The sequence below is a fragment of the Arthrobacter sp. R3-55 genome, from assembly GCF_054161505.1.
In genome coordinates this window covers 1,809,577-1,827,627 of sequence record NZ_CP096423.1, presented here as the reverse complement: position 1 = coordinate 1,827,627, position 18,051 = coordinate 1,809,577, and the positions used below count along the sequence as shown (strand labels likewise).

Genomic DNA, 18,051 nt, shown 5'->3' with positions numbered 1-18,051 from the left:
ATACCCGTTAGGTGGGAGAGGGTTTACGCCTCCGCGGGCTCTTCATAGCGGGGGAAGACCGGCCCTGGTGCCGGCAACTGCGTGCCCGCAACGATCGGCGTGGCGATCGCGGCGAACTGCCTGGCCTCACCCTCAGCCTGGCCAAGCACCTCAAGCAGCTTGGCTGACGACGACGGCATGACCGGCTGGGCGAGGATCGCTACGATCCGCACTACCTCCAAAGTGACGTACAGGACCGTGTTCATACGCTCGATGTCGGTCTTCCGCAGAACCCACGGGGCCTGATCCGCGAAGTAGGCGTTGGTATCGCCCAGTACCGTCCAGATGGCTTCCAGCGCCCGGCTGAATTCCTGCTTGTCGAAAGCCGAGCGGGCTGTTTCCAGCAACTCCCCCGCCTGCGCCAGCAAGGCAGTGTCCTCGGCAGTGAAGGCGCCGGGCACCGGAACCTTGCCTTCGCAGTTCTTCGCCACCATGGACAGCGAACGCTGGGCAAGGTTGCCGAAGTTGTTGGCGAGGTCCGAATTCATCCGGCCCACGATTGCCTCGTGGTTGTAGTTGCCGTCCGCACCGAAAGGAACTTCGCGGAGGAAGAAGTACCGGCACTGGTCCAGGCCGTACTGGGCTACGAAGTCCTGCGGTGCCACGACGTTGCCAAGGGACTTGGACATCTTGACGCCGTTGTTGGTGAGGAAGCCGTGGATCATGACGCGTTGGGGCAGCTCCAGTCCGGCGCTCATGAGGAACGCCGGCCAGTAGATCGCATGGAAACGCGAGATGTCCTTGCCGATCACATGGACATCGGCAGGCCAGAACTTCTTGAAGGACTCCGACTCGATGTCCGGGTAGCCAACGCCGGTCAGGTAGTTGGTCAGGGCGTCAACCCAGACGTACATGACGTGCTTCTCATCGCCCGGAACAGGAACACCCCAGTCGAAGGTGGTGCGGCTGATGGACAGGTCCTCCAGGCCGCGCTTGACGAAGCTGATGACCTCGTTGAAGCGGGACTGCGGCGCGCCGAACTCAGGCTGTTCCTCATACAAGGCAAGGAGCTTGTCCTGGTAGTTGGAGAGCCGGAAGAAGTAACTTTCCTCCGCGGTCCAGGTGACCAGGGTGTCCGTCTCCTTGGAGTAGCGGAGCCCGTCTTCCTTCACAACGGTGTCGTCCTCGACGTAGTAGGCCTCGTCGCGGACGGAGTACCAGCCCTCGTACTTGGACAGGTAGATGTCGCCGTTGGCTTCCATTTTCTTCCAAATGGCTTGGGAAGCGGCATAGTGATCGGGATCGGTGGTGCGGATGAAGCGGTCGTGGGAGATGCCCAGGTCCTTGCTCATCTGCTGGAAGGCCGCGGAGTTGCGGTCCGCGAGCTGCTTGGCAGTGATGCCTTCCTTCTCGGCAGACTGCTGCATCTTGAGTCCGTGCTCGTCCGTTCCGGTCATGAAGAACACTTCATGACCGTCAAGGCGCTTGAAGCGCGCCATGGCATCAGTGGCAATGACCTCGTAGGCGTGGCCGATGTGCGGCACGCCGTTGGGGTAGCTGATTGCAGTGGTGATGTAGAACGGGGATTTCTCTGGAGACGTCACTCTAAGAAGTTACCTTTTTTTGGGATGAAATAGCTTAGTTAAGTTCGGTCAGCGTATCGCTGAGCCGCACCAGCTCATGGTCGTGGGAGGCAACCAGCACAGCGATGCCATCGCTGGTGGTGTCCTTGAGAATGCCAATGATTCGGTTGGCCGCGGCCCGGTCGAGGCTGGCCGTGGGCTCGTCCACCACCAGTACGCGCGTGCCCAGGATCAGGGCACGGGCAATAGCCACACGCTGGCGTTCACCACCGGAGAGCTGGGCGGGACGGTGACGCATGCGGCGTCCCAGGCCCACCAGGTCCAGAAGGTCCTTGGCCATCTCCGTCCGCTGCTCCACTTCGCCGTCGGGCACGGCGGGAAGCAGGACGTTTTCCAAGGCGCTCATGCCATCGATCAGGGCCCCGCCCTGGTCCACATAGCCGATGAGCGCGCGGCGCCGGTCAGCTATTTCGTCATCACCCATGGTGTCCAGCGGCAGGCCCTCCCAAAAGACCTTGCCCGACGTCGGGAGCGTCAGTCCGGCGCTCACCGTCAGGATGCTGGTCTTACCGGAGCCGCTTCGGCCGGCGATGCAGTGCATCTCACCGGCGTGCAGCGTGAGGTTGAAGTCGTCGACGACGTCCACTTCCTCGGCGCCGCCTTTGTCGCCGCCGTAGTGGATGGTCACACGGCTCAGTTCCAAGGGAGTGGCGTGGTCAGCGGCCTTCACGATCGTGTTGGCGCGGGTCTGCAGCGACTCTTCCGTGGATTCCGGGGTGGCCGTCAGCTCGGGGTTGAGTTTGTCAGTCATTTGACTACTTTCGTTGCAATCGGAATCCAGCAAATTACGGCCAGCAGACCGGCCAATCCGGCCCACAGGGCCGCATAGGGTGCCAGCAGCAGCCCGAGTCCCAAGGCGCCAAGGACGCCGAGGGGAAGTGCCACTGTGCCTACAAGGGCGTTCTCGAAGAAGCGGACCTGTCCCAGCATGTCCGGGTTCCAGCCCATGGCCTTCAACGTACCGAGGTACTCCCGTTTGGCGTGGAGTTCAAAGCGACCGGTCACGAGGGTCAGCAGCAGGCCCACCACTACTCCGAAGACTGCCAGGATGACGCTGGGCAAGGCGATGCTTGCAGCTGCCAGGCCACTGAGGGCACTGGCGCCGGCCGCCCGCGGAATATCGATCAGCAGCGCGATCAGAGCGCCTACTGCAGCGCCGAACACACCTACCGCCACCGCAAGGGAGATGGAGTTGAACCGGTTGGTGGTGAGCTGCCTGTTGGCGAAGGTCAGCGGAGAGTCCACCGTCACGAGGCGGTCATCGTGCTGCGGCTCCTGGTCGATCACCACACGGTGACGCAGTTGCTGGGCAGCCAGCCAGGCGGCTCCACAGTAGATGATCAGCATGGTCACCGAAACGATCACGGTGGCGATGTTCCAACTAAGGAGGCTGAGGATGATTCCAGCGGCAGCGAGGGCTGCAGCGCCTACGGCAAATTCTTCCAGGACCCAGGACCGGATGCGTTTCTGCGTCCAGCCCATCGCCCTGAGAATGCCGGCTTCGCTCCGGCGCTGGCGGATGTAGCTGACAGTCGAGGCGCCGGTCAGGAGCGTTGCGCCCAACAGGGTCAGGAAGAGCAAGGTGATGTTGGTACCGGTCAGCGAACCGGAAACGGCATCAGCGGCATCCTGGCGGACCCACGACTGCTGGACGGTGCCCAGCGGAGACTCCTTGCCGGCGTCGTCCTTGCTGTATCCGGGCACGAAGATATTGGCGTCCTCGCGTGCGGAACCGGCCACCACGGTAGCTTCCAGTCCGAGCTCGCGGATCTGGGTGGCCAGTTTCTCCACCTCGGGCTGTGCCGTCTTCCAGTTACCGGTAGCGGAGGCCTTGACCCGGATGGCGTCAATGACATCGGCGTTGGTGTCATAGCCGCGGGCTGCGGCGAGGCCGTAGTAGTCGGTGATGGCACCGGCGGACTGGCTGACCAGACCCGTAGCACTCAATGAGGGCTTCAGTTCGGTACCCTCGACGTCCTTGCCCTCAGCGTCCTTGGTCAGCGTCATCGGCGTGGGGTCATAGCCGCCCAGAGGGAGCTTGTTGACGTCACCGGCTGCTGACTGGACGTCTGCGGGATCGAAGGTGCCGTACACCATGGGAAGAGGCGCGGCCGGCTTCTTACCCGTTTCCAGGTCTTCCCGGTAGGAGCGTTCATCAACGGGCTTGCGCTGGGTCTGGTCCACGGCCGCACCGAACGAAGACTTCTCAGGCAGGCGGTTGACCGTCACCCAGTCCCCCGGAGTCGCGCTCTTGTCCGAGGCTCCATTGGAGGCTTCGTCGCCGTCCTTGTACTTGGGCGCAGCGGCGAATGCTGCGCTCCAGGTTGCCGGGTTGTACAGGCCCTGGCTGAAGGAAGCGGTGCTCCCCAGCAGCTTGCTGTGGTCTGTGGAGCCTGGCCACTCAAGGGCAAACGGGGACTTGGAGACGAACGGGAGGTAATCCTTGTCCAGGCTGCGCGTGACCGTGCCGACCTCGTTGACCACCTTGCCGCTGGCGTCCAGTTCTTCGATTTTGACCGAGTACTGCAGGTCAAGGGAGGTGCCGGAACGGACAATGAGCGGGATCGCCTGGGAGTCGTCGGTCAGCAAACCGTCACGCTTGGCCTGCTGGTACTGGGTCATCAGCGGTGCCCAGTACTTGAGCTTGACGCCCAGGAAATCAGGTCCTTCTTCCAACTGGTCCATGCTCAGACCGGTGGTGAAGAGGCTTTCGAAGTGGCGACCGATTGCTCCGGCATCCCGGGCATCGGCCGGCGGAGCCTTCTCGAGCGGCGCCAGGAAGTCGCCTGCGGATCCCAGCAGCGCCCTTTCGGCCGCCGGGTCAACCGCGACGACGGACTCGGTCACCTCAGGTGCCAGGGGCAGCGCTACGGAGAGGTTGAACAGGTTGTGCTCGGAGCCAAGCGCGGGAGCCGGGAACTTGACCCCGGTCTCACCTTCGGGTCCGGCAATCCTGACGTTGGAGCCGCCTGCAGCCTGCTCCTGGATCAAGCGGCCTTTGCCCAGGGTGCCCTCTGCGCTGGTCTTGAAAAGTGTTTGCTGGTTCACACCGTCAGAGCTTGTGGCTGAGGCTGTCAGCCGGTACTTCTTCGGGGTATCGGACAACACCGATTCTGCAGCGGGCCATTTGCTGGAATCCATGGCCGAGGGGTCCCCCGCTGTCACAGCCCCTGCCAGGCCGGCGTTGTAGCCGAGGTAGTCCATGGCGTTCAGGCGGGGAGCCTCGAGGTTCTGCGACACGCGCGAGACCAGGCTGATGGGTGCGGCCACCGCGGTTTGACCCATAGTTCGGATCTTCTCCAGCTGTTCAAAGCTGATGCCGCCCTGGCCATTGGCGATTTCCGGCTGGATCAACGCACCGCCGTCGCCGTCTTGGGCCTGGTCAGGCTTGGCCTGTACCAGGATGTCGTAGAGTCCCCGCGAGTTCTCATCCACTGTCCGGTTCAAAGCAGCCTGGGACTGGCTTTGGACGAGGACGGACAAGCACATCGCGACGATCAAAATGGCCGCGGTCAGCAGCAGCACACGGCTTCTGATGAACCTTTGGACGGCGTTCATTGGGCTCCCTGAGACCTTGATTGCGGGCGCGCACACAGAGTCCGGAATTCCTCAAAAGACACAGGGGAATACCGGGCTGTAGGTGCAAAAGTTGTGGCCGGCCTGCTGCCGGGTCCGAATCCCGGACCCAGCCATTGTAAGCAGACCGGCCACTCCTGCGTGCCAAAGGTGTGTCGCCGGCACGCGAACTCAGCTGATGGAAATCAGTTAAGGTCCTAGTCCTCCAGGTCCACCTCGCGGACCATGTCCGCGCCGATACCTGCCTTGATGGCTTCGAGCACCTGCTGCGGAACGGAACTGTCGATGGTCAGGAGCGCCAGGACCTGGCCACCTTCGGTCTGGCGTGCCACCTGCATGCCGCCGATGTTGATGTTGTTCATGCCCAGGATGTGTCCGATGGTGCCGATCACGCCGGGACGGTCAGCGTAGGCCACAACAACCAGGTGCTCGCTGATGGGGATTTCGACGTCATATCCGTTGACACCCACCAGCTTCTCCACCTGCTTGGGACCTGTGAGGGTTCCGGCTACGGAGATCTGGGAGCCATCGCTGAGTGCACCGCGGATGGTCAGGACGTTGCGGTAGTCCTCAGCGTCCGGAGTGGTGATCAGGCGGGTGTTGATGCCGCGCTGCTCTGCGATCACAGGGGCGTTGACATAAGAGACCTGCTCAGTGACCACATCGGCGAAAACGCCCTTGAGTGCAGCAAGTTCGAGTACCTTGACGTCCAGCGCGGCAATTTCGCCGGCTACCTCGACGTCGATCTGCGTCAGGGAAGCGTGGGTCAGCGCAGTGAAGATGCGGCCCAGCTTTTCGATCAGCGGGATACCCGGACGGACATCGGGAGCGATGACCCCGCCGGCTACGTTCACGGCGTCGGGCACCAGCTCGCCGGCGAGTGCCAGGCGAACCGACTTGGCCACCGAGACGCCGGCCTTCTCCTGTGCCTCATCAGTGGAGGCACCCAGGTGCGGGGTCACAATGACGTTGTCGAACTCGAAGAACGGCAGGTCCGTGCTGGGCTCCTTGACGAAAACGTCAACGCCGGCTCCGGCGATCTGGCCCTCCTTCAGCGCAATGTGGAGAGCTTCCTCGTCCACGAGGCCACCACGGGCTACGTTGACAACGTAGGCGGTTTCCTTCATCTTGCGGAAAGCATCCGCGCCGAGCATCCCTACCGTTTCCGGCGTCTTGGGCATGTGGATGGTGATGAAGTCCGAATTCTCCAGGAGTTCATCCAGGGTCACCAGCTGGACGCCCAGCTGGGCCGCACGGGCGGAAGTGATGTAGGGGTCATAAGCGAGGATCTGGGTATCGAAGCCCTGCAGCCGCGCCGCCACCAAGGCACCGATACGGCCCAGGCCGATGATACCGATCTTCTTCTCGAAGAGTTCGATTCCGGTGTACTTGGAGCGCTTCCACTCACCGTTCTTCAGCGCTGAGCTGGCCTGGGGAATGTGGCGGGCCAGGCTGAGGATGTGGCCGACGGTGAGCTCGGCCGCGGAGACAATGTTGGACGTCGGGGCGTTGACCACCATGACGCCTGCCTGCGTGGCAGCCTTGATGTCCACGTTGTCCAGTCCAACGCCGGCGCGGGCGATGACCTTCAGGTTCTTCGCGGCGGCAATGGCTTCGGCATCCACCTGGGTAGCCGATCGGACCAGGATGGCGTCAACGTCAGCGATTGCGGACAGCAGCTGGGAACGGTCAGCGCCATCGGTCTGGCGGATTTCAAAGTCCGGGCCCAAAGCCTCGACTGTGGCGGGCGAAAGTTCCTCGGCGAGGAGGACGACGGGTTTGCTGGCTGACACGGGGAGGCACCTTACTTTGGACAACTTTTGGGACAGGACTGGACAAGGAGCGGATTCGTGGCCCGGGGCACGGCGCCGGGACCAGCCCAGAATATCGAATCCGGGCCCGGATTCCGGTGCCGGCGGGGGATGTTACGGCCGGGCCGGCAGCCGTTGTGAAGAAGTTCACAGCCAAGGCGACTGATGAAATCGGGAGTGAAATGCCGGAGATACGGCAACGCCCGCCCGGCTGTGATCACCGGGCGGGCGCTTCGTAGAGGCGGAGGCCGTCAGGCCACGCCGAAGGATCAGCGGGCTGCGGAACCTTCAACGTAGTCAGCGTCCTGCTGCTGCCAGGAGAAGAGGGAGCGCAGTTCGCGGCCGACCTCTTCGATGGGGTGCTGCTCTGCCTTGGCGCGCAGTTCCTTGAACTCGGTGCCGCCGTTGTCCTGATCGTCGATGAAGCGCTTGGCAAAAGCACCACTCTGGATGTCGGCGAGGACAGCCTTCATGTTTTCCTTCACCTCGGGGGTGATGACGCGCGGGCCGGAGACGTAGTCGCCGTACTCTGCGGTGTCGGAGACGCTCCAGCGCTGCTTGGCGATGCCGCCCTCCCACATGAGGTCAACAATGAGCTTGAGCTCGTGGAGAACCTCGAAGTAGGCGATCTGCGGCTGGTAGCCGGCTTCGGTCAGGGTCTCGAAGCCGTACTGGACCAGCTGGGAGACGCCGCCGCAAAGGACGGACTGCTCGCCGAAGAGGTCGGTTTCGGTCTCTTCGGTGAAGGTGGTCTTGATAACGCCGGCGCGGGTTCCGCCGATGGCCTTGGCGTAGGACTTCGCAAGGTCCCATGCGGAACCGGATGCGTCCTGCTCAACAGCGATGATGTCCGGGATACCGCGGCCGGCTTCGAATTCGCGGCGAACCGTGTGGCCCGGAGCCTTCGGGGCGATGAGGATGACGTCCACACCGGCCGGAGCCTCAATGTAACCGAAGCGGATGTTGAAGCCGTGCGCGAAGGCCAGGGCCTTGCCCTCGGTCAGCTTGTCCTTGATGGAGTCGTTGTAGATCGAGCGCTGGTGCTGGTCCGGTGCCAGGATCATGATGACATCTGCCCATTCGGCGGCGTCCGCAACGTTCTTGACCGTGAAGCCTGCGTCCTCTGCCTTGGCGGCGGACTTGGAGCCGTCCTTCAGCGCGATAACAACCTCGACGCCGGAATCGCGCAGGTTCAGTGCGTGGGCGTGGCCCTGGGAGCCGTAGCCAACGATGGCTACTTTGCGGCCCTGGATGATCGACAGGTCTGCGTCGTCGTCGTAGAACATTTCAGTCACTTGCGTAACTCCTCTTGAGTGGTTTTCTTAGATATTGATTGTGGTGCTGCGGTACTGGACGTTCTGCTCACGCGGAGCGGAGCGCCCTGTCACTCATGGAGCGGGATCCCCGTCCAACGGCCAAGGTGCCGGACTGCACGATTTCACGGATGCCGAACGGCTCGAGCACTGAAAGCAGCGCAGCGAGCTTCTCGGGGGTACCGGTTGCCTCGATCACCAACGAGTCTGTGGACACGTCGACGACGGCGGCACGGAACAAGTCTGCAGCTTGGGTAACCTGCAGGCGTGTCGCGGCATCCGCACGTACCTTGACCAGGATGTGGTCGCGTTGTACGGAAGATTCGGAAGTCAGCTCCACAATCTTGATCACGTTGACCAATTTGTTGAGCTGCTTGGTGACCTGCTCAATGAGGTCGCCGTCGGCGTCGACGACAACCGTCATGCGGGACATGCCGGGAACCTCGGTGGGTCCCACAGCCAGGGAGTTGATGTTGAATGCGCGCCGGGCGAAGAGGCTGGCCACGCGGGTCAGCACGCCGGGCTTGTCTTCTACCAGAACGGACAGTGTGTGGCGGGTCATGCCTAGTCCTCCTCTTCCCATTCCGGGGTCATGTTGCGGGCAACCTGGATCTGGTCATTGCTGACGCCCGAAGGCACCATGGGCCACACCATCGAGTTGGGACTGACCACGAAGTCGATGACCACGGGGCGGTCATTGATCTCGAGTGCCTTCTGGATGGTGGCGTCGATGTCCTCGTCGCGCTCACACCGCAGTGCTGCACAACCGTAGGCATCAGCCAGTTTCACGAAGTCCGGAATCCGGACGGTGTCGTGGCCCGTGTTCAGATCCGTGTTGGAGTAGCGGCCCTCGTAGAACAGCGTCTGCCATTGGCGGACCATGCCCAGCGAGGAGTTGTTGATGATGGCCACCTTGATGGGGATGTTGTTGATGGCACAGGTGGCCAGTTCCTGATTGGTCATTTGGAAGCAGCCGTCACCGTCGATGGCCCAGACCACACGGTCCGGCTCACCAACTTTGGCACCCATTGCTGCCGGAACCGAGTATCCCATGGTTCCTGCTCCACCGGAGTTCAGCCAAGCGTGCGGCCGTTCGTACTTGATGAACTGGGCCGCCCACATCTGGTGCTGGCCGACGCCCGCAACGTAGATGCCCTCGGGACCAGTGAGTTCGCCGATGCGCTTGATCACGCGCTGCGGTGCGGTGAGTCCGTCTTCGGGCTCGGTCCATCCCAGCGGATAGGTATCACGCAAGTTGCCGAGGAAGGCCCACCAGGAATCCAGGTCAGGAGTCCCGCTGAGTTCAAACTGCGTCTTCACGGCTTCAGTGAGTTCAGGGATGATCTCCTTGACCGAGCCGACAATCGGGACATCGGCGGTGCGGTTCTTGGAGATTTCCGCGGGGTCGATGTCAGCGTGGATGACCTTGGCAAACGGGGCGAAGGTCTTCAGCACGCCGGTAACGCGGTCATCAAAGCGGGCACCGAGCGTGATCAGGAGGTCGGCCTGCTGGAGGGCAGTCACGGCGGAGACTGATCCGTGCATGCCTGGCATGCCAACATGCTGGGGATGCGAATCAGGGAAAGCGCCGCGTGCCATCAAGGTAGTGACCACGGGAGCGCCGGTAGCCAGCGCAAGTTCCATGAGTTCGGCTGAGGCGTGGCCCTTGACCACGCCGCCGCCGACGTAAAGCACGGGCTTGCTGGCAGCAGCGATCAGCTTGGCAGCTTCGCGGACCTGCTTGTTGTGTCCACGCACCACGGGACGGTAGCCCGGCAAGTCCACCTTCGGCGGCCAGGAGAACGTCATCTGGCCCACTTGGGCGTCCTTGGCGATATCCACCAGGACAGGGCCCGGACGGCCCGTGGACGCGAGGTGGAATGCCTCGGCCATGACGTGCGGGATGTCGTTGGGGTCGGTCACCAGGAACGAATGCTTGGTGATGGGCATCGTGATTCCCACGATGTCCGCTTCCTGGAAGGCATCGGTGCCGATGACTCCGCTGGAAACCTGTCCGGTGATGGCCACCATCGGCACGGAGTCCATGTGGGCGTCCATGATGGCGGTAACGAGGTTGGTGGCACCGGGGCCTGAGGTGGCGATGCAAACGCCAACCCGTCCGGTGACCATGGCGTAGCCTTGCGCGGCGTGGCCGGCTCCCTGTTCGTGACGGACCAGGATGTGATTCATGCTGGAGGCCATCAAGGGGTCGTAGGTGGGCAGGATCGCGCCACCGGGCAAACCGAAAATATCGTCCACGCCGAGTTCTTCGAGCGAACGGACAATTGCTTGCGAGCCGGACATCACCGTTGGGGGTACAACAGTGTTCGGCCCAAGTACAGGAGAGAGAGGTGCAGCAGTGTCGACGACGACGGCCTCAGCCGTGCGGTCGACCTTGTCCGGAGCTTTGTGGGCTCCAGCGGACTTTGCAGCCATCAGCGAGGGGCTGATCGGCGATCCTTTGCTCATCGGACTCTTCCTTAGTGGATCTTCAATAGATGGGTCTTGCTCGGGGGAATAAAAAAACCCCTCAGCCTTCCGGCTCTTCGAGGGGTTTGCGCGTGACGGTTCGTTACCAGTCGGGCTAAGCCACGCGCTTGGTAAGGACGACGACGCCGACGGTAACGAATGTGATCATGCGTTCAGTGTTCCCTCTAAGTGAGATACGTGTCAATTGACCACTATCGTATCTCATTATTTGGACAGCCATGTCCGCCTGCCGGACTCCGGCCGTCCCGTGACGGCCGGAGTCCATCGCAGGAATTATCCGCAGTAGGCCCCGGTGGAGGCGCTGTGGACAAGCTTGGCGTACTTTGCAAGGACGCCCTTGGTGAACTTGGCAGGCAGCGGCTCCCAGCCCTCCCTGCGGGCTTCGAGCTCGGCCTCATCCACCAGGAGGTCGAACGAGCGTGCAGCGATGTCGACACGGATGCGGTCCCCGTCCTTCACAAAGGCGATGGGACCGCCGTCGACCGCTTCAGGGGCAACGTGGCCAATGCAGAGTCCGGTTGTACCGCCGGAGAAGCGGCCATCGGTCAGCAGCAGGACATCCTTGCCCAGCCCTGCCCCCTTGATCGCTCCGGTAATGGCGAGCATTTCACGCATACCCGGGCCGCCCTTGGGACCTTCATAGCGGATCACTACGACGTCGCCCTTATGGATTTCACCGTTGTCCAACGCTGTGAGCGCGCCTTGCTCACGTTCGAAGACGCGTGCGGTGCCCTCGAAGACGTCGGCGTCGAAACCGGCGCTCTTTACCACTGCGCCTTCGGGGGCCATCGAACCGTGGAGGATGGTGATGCCTCCGGTCTTGTGGATGGGGTTATCCAGCGCGCGGAGGATCTTGCCATCGAGGTCCGGCGGGTTGATCGAGGCGAGGTTCTCGGCGAGCGTCTTGCCGGTTACGGTGAGGCAGTCGCCGTGCAGCAGGCCGGCGTCGAGCAGTGCCTTCATGATGACGGGCACGCCGCCGATCTTGTCCACGTCCGTCATGACATAGCGGCCGAAGGGCTTGAGGTCGCCCAGGTGCGGAATCTTGTCACCGATGCGGTTGAAGTCATCAAGCGTCAGCTCAACTTCTGCCTCCCGGGCAATGGCCAGCAAGTGCAGGACAGCATTGGTGGATCCGCCGAAAGCCATGGTGACGGCAATGGCATTCTCGAACGCCTTCTTGGTCATGATGTCCCTGGCCGTGATCCCCAGGCGCAGCAGGTTGACCACCGCTTCGCCGGACTTGCGGGCGAAGTCGTCACGACGACGATCGGCCGAGGGCGGGGCGGCAGACCCCGGAAGGGACATGCCGAGGGCTTCGCCGATGCACGCCATGGTGTTGGCTGTGTACATGCCGCCACAGGCACCTTCGCCGGGACAGATGGCCTTCTCGATCCGAGTGAGGTCCTCCATGCTCATTTTGCCGGCGGCGCAGGCCCCCACAGCCTCGAAGGCATCAATGAGCGTGACTTCCTTTTCCGAGCCGTCTTCAAGCTTGACCCAGCCCGGCATGATGGAGCCGGCGTAGAGGAAGACCGAGGCGAGGTCCAGGCGCGCAGCCGCCATCAGCATTCCGGGAAGGGATTTGTCGCAACCGGCCAACAGGACCGATCCGTCAATGCGCTCGGCCTGCATCACGGTCTCCACGGAGTCGGCAATGACCTCCCGGGAGACGAGGGAGAAGTGCATGCCTTCATGGCCCATCGAGATGCCGTCCGAGACTGAAATGGTGCCGAACTGCATGGGGAAACCACCGCCGGCGTGGACGCCTTCCTTGGCGCCTTGCGCAAGACGGTTCAGGGAAAGGTTGCAGGGGGTAATTTCGTTCCACGAACTGGCGACACCAATCTGCGGCTTGGCGAAGTCGTCGTCGCCCATTCCCACGGCACGGAACATTCCTCGGGCAGGCGCGGCATGGATGCCGTCTGTGACCACCCGGCTGCGGGGCTTGATGTCCGGCTTGGTGTCTGTGGCAATCTCGGTGTCACTCATGACCAAAGTCTATGGGTACCTTGCCGCCGTTACGGCTGTTCCATGCCGGGTTAAGCCGGATCATCCGAATATTGCGGAGGAATTGAAATTTCCCGCAGGTCCACACTGCGGTCCGGCCGTCACATGGCCGGAGGAGCCTGCTTGAGCTCCCTTGCGATCGCGGCTGCCTCGCTCCTGAGCATGTCAAGAACCATCGCGATGGTGCCCCGGGCAGCCACTTCCTGCCGGGACAAGGCCACGATGCTCCTGCTGGCCTTGACCTCCGTGAGTGGCCGAAGCACCAAGCCCCGCCTGGCACTGGCCCTGGCCGTGTACCGCGGGAGGAGGCAAATCCCGTGGCCCGCACCCACCAGGGCCTCGAGCACCCGCAGATCCGGATACCGCTGGCCACGCATGGCCTGATGTCCTGCATGGAGCTCGATCTGGCGGAGGACGGTGTCAAAGGGAAAACCCTCGGGCACACCGATCCAGGGGTAGTCCACAACATCGGCAGGACTCAACTTCGCCTTGGCAGCCAGCGGATGGTCCCCGGGCATGGCCACATCCAAGGCCTCTTCGAGCAACGGCACCACCGTCAGTCCCTGCCGCGCAAATACCTCCGGCCCGTCCACGCTATGGGCCAGAACAATGTCATAGTCGGCCACCAAGGGCGCGAAGTGGGCAGTTCCCGGATCCTCGAAATGAGCATCGAACGTCAGCCCCTCCACGGATGCCACCCGATGAAGCATTCCGGGCAGCAGCATTTCAGCCGCGCTGGGGAAGAACGCTGCGGAGACCCGGGTCTGCCAGCCTTTCCTGTAGGTGTCGATCGTGGACTCTGCCCTTGCCATGGCCGTGGCAATGTCGGCAGCAGCGGCCGCCATGGCATATCCGGCTTCGGTCAGTTGCACGCCCCTGCCGACTTTTTCCACCAGCACAACACCCATTTCGCTCTGCAGGGTCTTCAGTTGCTGCGAAACTGCAGAGGCCGTGACATTGAGTGCTTCGGCCGTGGCACCGACGGTTTGACGATCCGCCAACTCGCGCAGTATCTGCAGCCTCTTGAAGTCCATTCAGCCAGACTAGGCGACCTAACTGAATTCCATTCCCCACGATTTCGAAGTCCCGGGTTTTTGTCAGCAAACTGAGTAAATTGCACGGAACAGCAGGTCAAACGCTGGACAGCCCATTAGCAGGCACGTAACGTCAGGAACACCACGAGCTGCACCCCTGTGAGCAGAAGGGCATCCACATGGACTGGATAATTTGGGTCATTGTCATTGTGCTGGTCATTGCCATTGTTTGGTGGCTGATGAACCGCAACAAAGCAAATAATTCCTCCTCAACGCACGCTCCCGCCGCAATGGAGCCCGCCAACACCGCCTCACTGCCCGATCCTGCCGCGGCAACAGCAGGAGTTGCAGGCTTGGCCGGCGTCACCAACCTGGGTAGGGATGCTGCCGAGGGCAGTGGTCCCACGGGCGAGGAACCACCCCGGGAACCGGCCCGGGAAGCAGCAGGCGAGTCAATCAGTGATGAACCGGCCGAGGCTAAAGCCCACAGGGACCAGGAGACCGCCGACACCTCAATCAGGGATCGCGACCCCGAGCCGGTATCCCCTCTCGGTGACGTCCGGGATTCACCCCAACAGACCTCTCCGGACCCGCAACGGCCCGCTACCCCCGGCCTCACAGTGGAAGAGCCTGTTGTTGCCATGCCGGTAGTGGAGGAACCGGTGGTCGAAGAGCCCGTAGTGGCCCAGCCGACGGTCGATGCCACAGTACATTCAGCCGATGCCGGGGACGTTGACGATTGGGAGGCGGGCGATTCGGAGCCCGCGGGCAGGAACGACGCCGCCGACAAGGCGGAGTGGGAATCGTCCTGGACGGACTCATCCGGCGCCCCCGTCCACCACCACGAGTACACGGACGCGCACTCCCCTACCCTGCCGGGCGCCGAGTCTGCGGCGGCCGAAGATCCCGCAAACGCCGGCCATCTTGCAGCCGAGCATCCCTATGGAACCGGATCCTCCAGCACCCCGGGCAGTGACTACCCCGTGAAGGCCAACGCGACAGCCATGACGTACCACGATGAAGACACGGCGGGATATGACGAGGTCCCCGCGGACGTCTGGTTCGAATCGGCTGCGCATGCAGAGGCCGCCGGATTCAGGCCACCCAGGCGCAACAGGCACTGACCTGGCAACAACTGACAGCCGTTGTTGGAAACAGGCATGAGCATGCACGCATCGAGATGGCGAAGGCGGCTCGTGCCTGTCTCCATGCTCACGGCGGTTCTTGGCCTCACAAGCCTCACCCTCGCGGGCTGCATAAGCAGTCCGTCCGCACCGGGATCGGCAGCAACGCCGAATCCGACCTCCGCGGCCTCCAGCCTTGGCGGCTGGCAGGCTCCGGAGATCGTTGAAAAGCTCGACGTCGGGTTGCAGCTGCCGTGGTCGGTGGTGTTCCTGCCCGACGGAACCGGCATCGTGTCCGAGCGCGATTCCGCCCTGGTCAAGGCCATCCGTGACGGCCGCGCCACCACCATTGGTGAGGTCTCCGGCGTCGAACCTGGCGGTGAAGGCGGCCTTCTGGGCCTGGCGTTGTCCCCGGCGTTCCAGGATGACCGCTGGCTGTATGCATATTTCACCTCCGCCACCGACAACCGGATTGCCAGAATGAAGCTGGACGAGGAAACGGGCGGGACGTTCTCACTCGGCGAACCCGAAGTAGTTTTCTCCGGAATACCCAAGGCCTCAACGCACAACGGCGGGCGTATCCGCTTTGGTCCCGACGGTTTCCTCTACGCAGGTACAGGAGATTCGCAGCGCCGGGAACAGCCGCAGGACATCAACACGCTCGGTGGCAAGATCCTGCGCCTAACCCCCGAGGGACGTCCGGCGCCCGGAAACCCTTTCGGCGACAATCCCGTTTTCAGCTACGGGCACCGCAACGTGCAGGGACTGGCCTGGGACAGCGGGGGAAGGTTGTGGGCCAGCGAGTTCGGCCCCGATGTGGACGACGAATTGAACCTCATTACGCCGGGCGGCAACTATGGATGGCCCACAGTGACCGGCGCCCCGGGCAGGAGCGGGCTGATCGATGCAAAGGTGGTCTGGCCATCAACCTCCGAAGCGTCACCGAGCGGACTGGAGATTGTGGACGGCGTGGCCTACACAGGCGCCCTTCGCGGCCAACGACTGTGGTCTGTACCGCTCGACGGAGAGGACGCAGAAGAACCTGTGGCCTATTTCACAGGACAACATGGTCGACTCAGGGACGTAGCCCGAGCCCCGGACGGCGCTTTATGGGTGGTCAGCAACAACAGAAACCCCGACTTCGCGCTGATTTTGAGGATAGTTCCGTAGGAACACTGATCGAGGACGGGTCGATTTCACAGTTGGGCTGATCTCGTGTAGAGTTACATGTCGTTGCGGAGATCGCCGGGGAATGAAAAGCCTCCGGGATGATCATTTCAACAGCTGCACCTCTAGCTCAACTGGCAGAGCAATTGACTCTTAATCAATGGGTTCCGGGTTCGAGTCCCGGGGGGTGCACCAAGGAAGGCCTTGGAGTGAATTTCACTCCAAGGCCTTTTTTCATTTCCAGAGGGATTTGGAATGACCCTTTTATGGCCCCTATCACTCCACATGGCCAGTGGTTTTGAACCTCCAGAATCTGGTGTAGAGTTATTTGTCGTTGCGGAGCTCAACGAGGAATGCGAATTCTTCGTTCAGCCTGAAACATCAGCTGCACCTCTAGCTCAACTGGCAGAGCAATTGACTCTTAATCAATGGGTTCCGGGTTCGAGTCCCGGGGGGTGCACCAATAACAAAGGCTCCGGATCGTATAAACGATCCGGAGCCTTTTGTGTTCCCAGCCGACGCATCCCCTATGGGATGCATTGGCTGGGCCTTGGCGTTGGTATCAGCCCTGCGCCACGTCGGTGGATCCCTCGCTGGATTCCGACTCAGGAGCCGGCAAACCGGCAAGCCCCCGGACCACAATCCTGAGTTCCTCGCGCAGCCGTGCGGTATCAACAGCAACGGGAGACAAGACGTCCTGCTCGAGCTTCACCGCTTCCGCGAGCGCTGCACTCCCGGCCTCCGTAAGGGTCACCACATGGCTTCTGCGGTCGGAATCGCTACGCTGGCGCGTGATGTGCCCGTGCAGTTCCAACCGCGCAAGAGTGGTACCCATTGTCTGGGCCTTGACCCGCGCGACTTCGGCCAATGCTGCCTGCGTAATTGCACCTTTGGCGGCAAGTACCTGCATGGCAATGACCCCGGCGTGGGTAAGGCCGATGGACTTCAATTTTTCGTTCCACGAGATTTCCACCAGGCGCGCAGCCGTCGAAAGCAAGCGGGTGGTGGGCCATCTCTCCATATCTGGCATGCCGACAGTATATGCGCGGACGGGGAGCATGCGCGGCTTCTCCGCACTAAACTGGGAAATCGCGATCCCCAGCAAGGAGCATATTGTGGCAGAACGACTTATCCCGGGCGATGTTGCCCCGAACTTCTCCCTTCCCGACGAAACCGGCAAAAACGTCAGCTTGTCGGACTTCCACGGGCGTAAAACCATCGTCTATTTCTATCCGGCGGCATCCACCCCGGGATGCACCAAGGAAGCGTGTGACTTCCGCGACACCCTGGCATCGCTCCAGTCGGCGGGCTACGAGGTTGTTGGCATCTCCCCGGATCCCGTCAAGGCTCTGGCAAAGTTTGCAGCTGACGAACAGTTGACGTTCCCGCTGCTCTCGGACGAGGACCATGCCGTGGCTGACGCCTACGCAGCCTGGGGCGAGAAAAAGAACTACGGCAAGACCTACATGGGATTGATCAGGTCCACCGTGGTGGTGGACCCCGAAGGCAAGGTGTCCCTGGCGCAGTACAACGTGCGCGCGACCGGGCATGTTGCCAAGCTCCGCCGGGACCTCAAGCTGGACAAGTAGCGGGTACACTGGTGGGCGGTAGCCGACTGCCCCTCCAAGGGCAGCGGCCATCAGCCGGCGCGAGTGGTGAAATTGGCAGACACGCAGGATTTAGGTTCCTGTGCCTTCGGGCGTGGGGGTTCAAGTCCCCCCTTGCGCACAATATGAACAACGGTGGCCACGGGCCACCAGGAACACCCCTTGTTGCAGAACCTTGCAGCATGGGGTGTTTTTTCCTCAAGCAGCGGGGATGGCTTCCTGAACATGCGCTGGGAAGTGCACTCAGGACGTTCAACTAGACTGGAATGCGGTCTGGCCGAAGCCGGCCACGGCACT

13 protein-coding genes and 3 tRNA genes are annotated in these 18,051 nt (G+C 62.2%); 6 read left to right on the top strand and 10 right to left on the bottom strand.

Annotated elements, in window-relative coordinates; translation table 11 throughout:
• Nucleotides 1-23: 23 nt before the first annotated feature.
• The 9 genes from metG to M1D51_RS08500 form a co-directional block, all read right to left on the bottom strand.
• Nucleotides 24-1,583: a methionine--tRNA ligase gene (metG, locus tag M1D51_RS08540; RefSeq protein ID WP_458109205.1), complete on the bottom strand. Its 1,560-nt coding sequence runs from the start codon at nt 1,581-1,583 to the stop codon at nt 24-26.
• A gap of 34 nt (nt 1,584-1,617) precedes the next feature.
• Nucleotides 1,618-2,373: an ABC transporter ATP-binding protein gene (locus M1D51_RS08535; RefSeq protein WP_026546071.1), complete on the bottom strand. Its 756-nt coding sequence runs from the start codon at nt 2,371-2,373 to the stop codon at nt 1,618-1,620.
• On the bottom strand, nt 2,370-5,180 hold the full coding sequence (locus M1D51_RS08530; protein ID WP_458109204.1) for an FtsX-like permease family protein: 2,811 nt from the start codon (nt 5,178-5,180) through the stop codon (nt 2,370-2,372). The genes M1D51_RS08535 and M1D51_RS08530 overlap by 4 nt, the downstream gene beginning before the upstream one ends.
• A 215-nt stretch (nt 5,181-5,395) precedes the next feature.
• Nucleotides 5,396-6,991, bottom strand: a complete 1,596-nt coding sequence (gene serA, locus M1D51_RS08525; RefSeq protein ID WP_159733881.1) for a phosphoglycerate dehydrogenase — start codon at nt 6,989-6,991, stop codon at nt 5,396-5,398.
• Nucleotides 6,992-7,278: 287 nt separating this feature from the next.
• Nucleotides 7,279-8,304, bottom strand: a complete 1,026-nt coding sequence (gene ilvC / locus M1D51_RS08520) for a ketol-acid reductoisomerase (protein WP_141285198.1) — start codon at nt 8,302-8,304, stop codon at nt 7,279-7,281.
• A 67-nt stretch (nt 8,305-8,371) separates the two neighbouring features.
• Complete coding sequence (gene ilvN, locus M1D51_RS08515; RefSeq protein ID WP_021470923.1) at nt 8,372-8,884, bottom strand: acetolactate synthase small subunit; 513 nt, start codon at nt 8,882-8,884, stop codon at nt 8,372-8,374.
• 2 nt (nt 8,885-8,886) lie between these two features.
• Entirely contained in the window at nt 8,887-10,791 is a 1,905-nt protein-coding gene (locus M1D51_RS08510) for an acetolactate synthase large subunit (RefSeq protein WP_458109203.1), read from the bottom strand.
• A gap of 294 nt (nt 10,792-11,085) precedes the next feature.
• Nucleotides 11,086-12,804, bottom strand: a complete 1,719-nt coding sequence (gene ilvD, locus M1D51_RS08505) for a dihydroxy-acid dehydratase (RefSeq protein WP_172323036.1) — start codon at nt 12,802-12,804, stop codon at nt 11,086-11,088.
• A gap of 119 nt (nt 12,805-12,923) precedes the next feature.
• Nucleotides 12,924-13,856 (bottom strand): LysR family transcriptional regulator, encoded by a 933-nt coding sequence (locus M1D51_RS08500; protein ID WP_172323037.1) that lies wholly within the window; start codon nt 13,854-13,856, stop codon nt 12,924-12,926.
• A 179-nt stretch (nt 13,857-14,035) separates the two neighbouring features.
• On the opposite strand from M1D51_RS08500, the gene M1D51_RS08495 reads away from it, so the two are divergent.
• The 4 genes from M1D51_RS08495 (at nt 14,036) to M1D51_RS08480 (ending at nt 16,610) form a co-directional block, all read left to right on the top strand.
• Nucleotides 14,036-14,980: a sunset domain-containing protein gene (locus M1D51_RS08495; protein WP_458109202.1), complete on the top strand. Its 945-nt coding sequence runs from the start codon at nt 14,036-14,038 to the stop codon at nt 14,978-14,980.
• 36 nt (nt 14,981-15,016) lie between these two features.
• Complete coding sequence (locus M1D51_RS08490; protein WP_458109201.1) at nt 15,017-16,150, top strand: PQQ-dependent sugar dehydrogenase; 1,134 nt, start codon at nt 15,017-15,019, stop codon at nt 16,148-16,150.
• A gap of 116 nt (nt 16,151-16,266) precedes the next feature.
• A tRNA-Lys gene (locus tag M1D51_RS08485) sits at nt 16,267-16,342 on the top strand.
• A 192-nt stretch (nt 16,343-16,534) separates the two neighbouring features.
• Nucleotides 16,535-16,610 (top strand) — tRNA-Lys (locus tag M1D51_RS08480).
• A gap of 99 nt (nt 16,611-16,709) precedes the next feature.
• Here M1D51_RS08480 and M1D51_RS08475 read toward each other — a convergent pair.
• Entirely contained in the window at nt 16,710-17,177 is a 468-nt protein-coding gene (locus tag M1D51_RS08475; protein WP_172323039.1) for a MarR family winged helix-turn-helix transcriptional regulator, read from the bottom strand.
• Between the two features lie 85 nt (nt 17,178-17,262).
• Here M1D51_RS08475 and bcp point away from each other — a divergent pair, with 85 nt between their 5' ends.
• Together bcp and M1D51_RS08465 are read left to right on the top strand one after the other, a co-directional pair.
• A complete protein-coding gene (bcp, locus tag M1D51_RS08470; protein WP_458109200.1) occupies nt 17,263-17,736 on the top strand; it encodes a thioredoxin-dependent thiol peroxidase in 474 nt (157 codons plus the stop codon).
• A 57-nt stretch (nt 17,737-17,793) separates the two neighbouring features.
• Nucleotides 17,794-17,875 (top strand) — tRNA-Leu (locus M1D51_RS08465).
• The last annotated feature ends 176 nt before the right edge of the window (nt 17,876-18,051 follow it).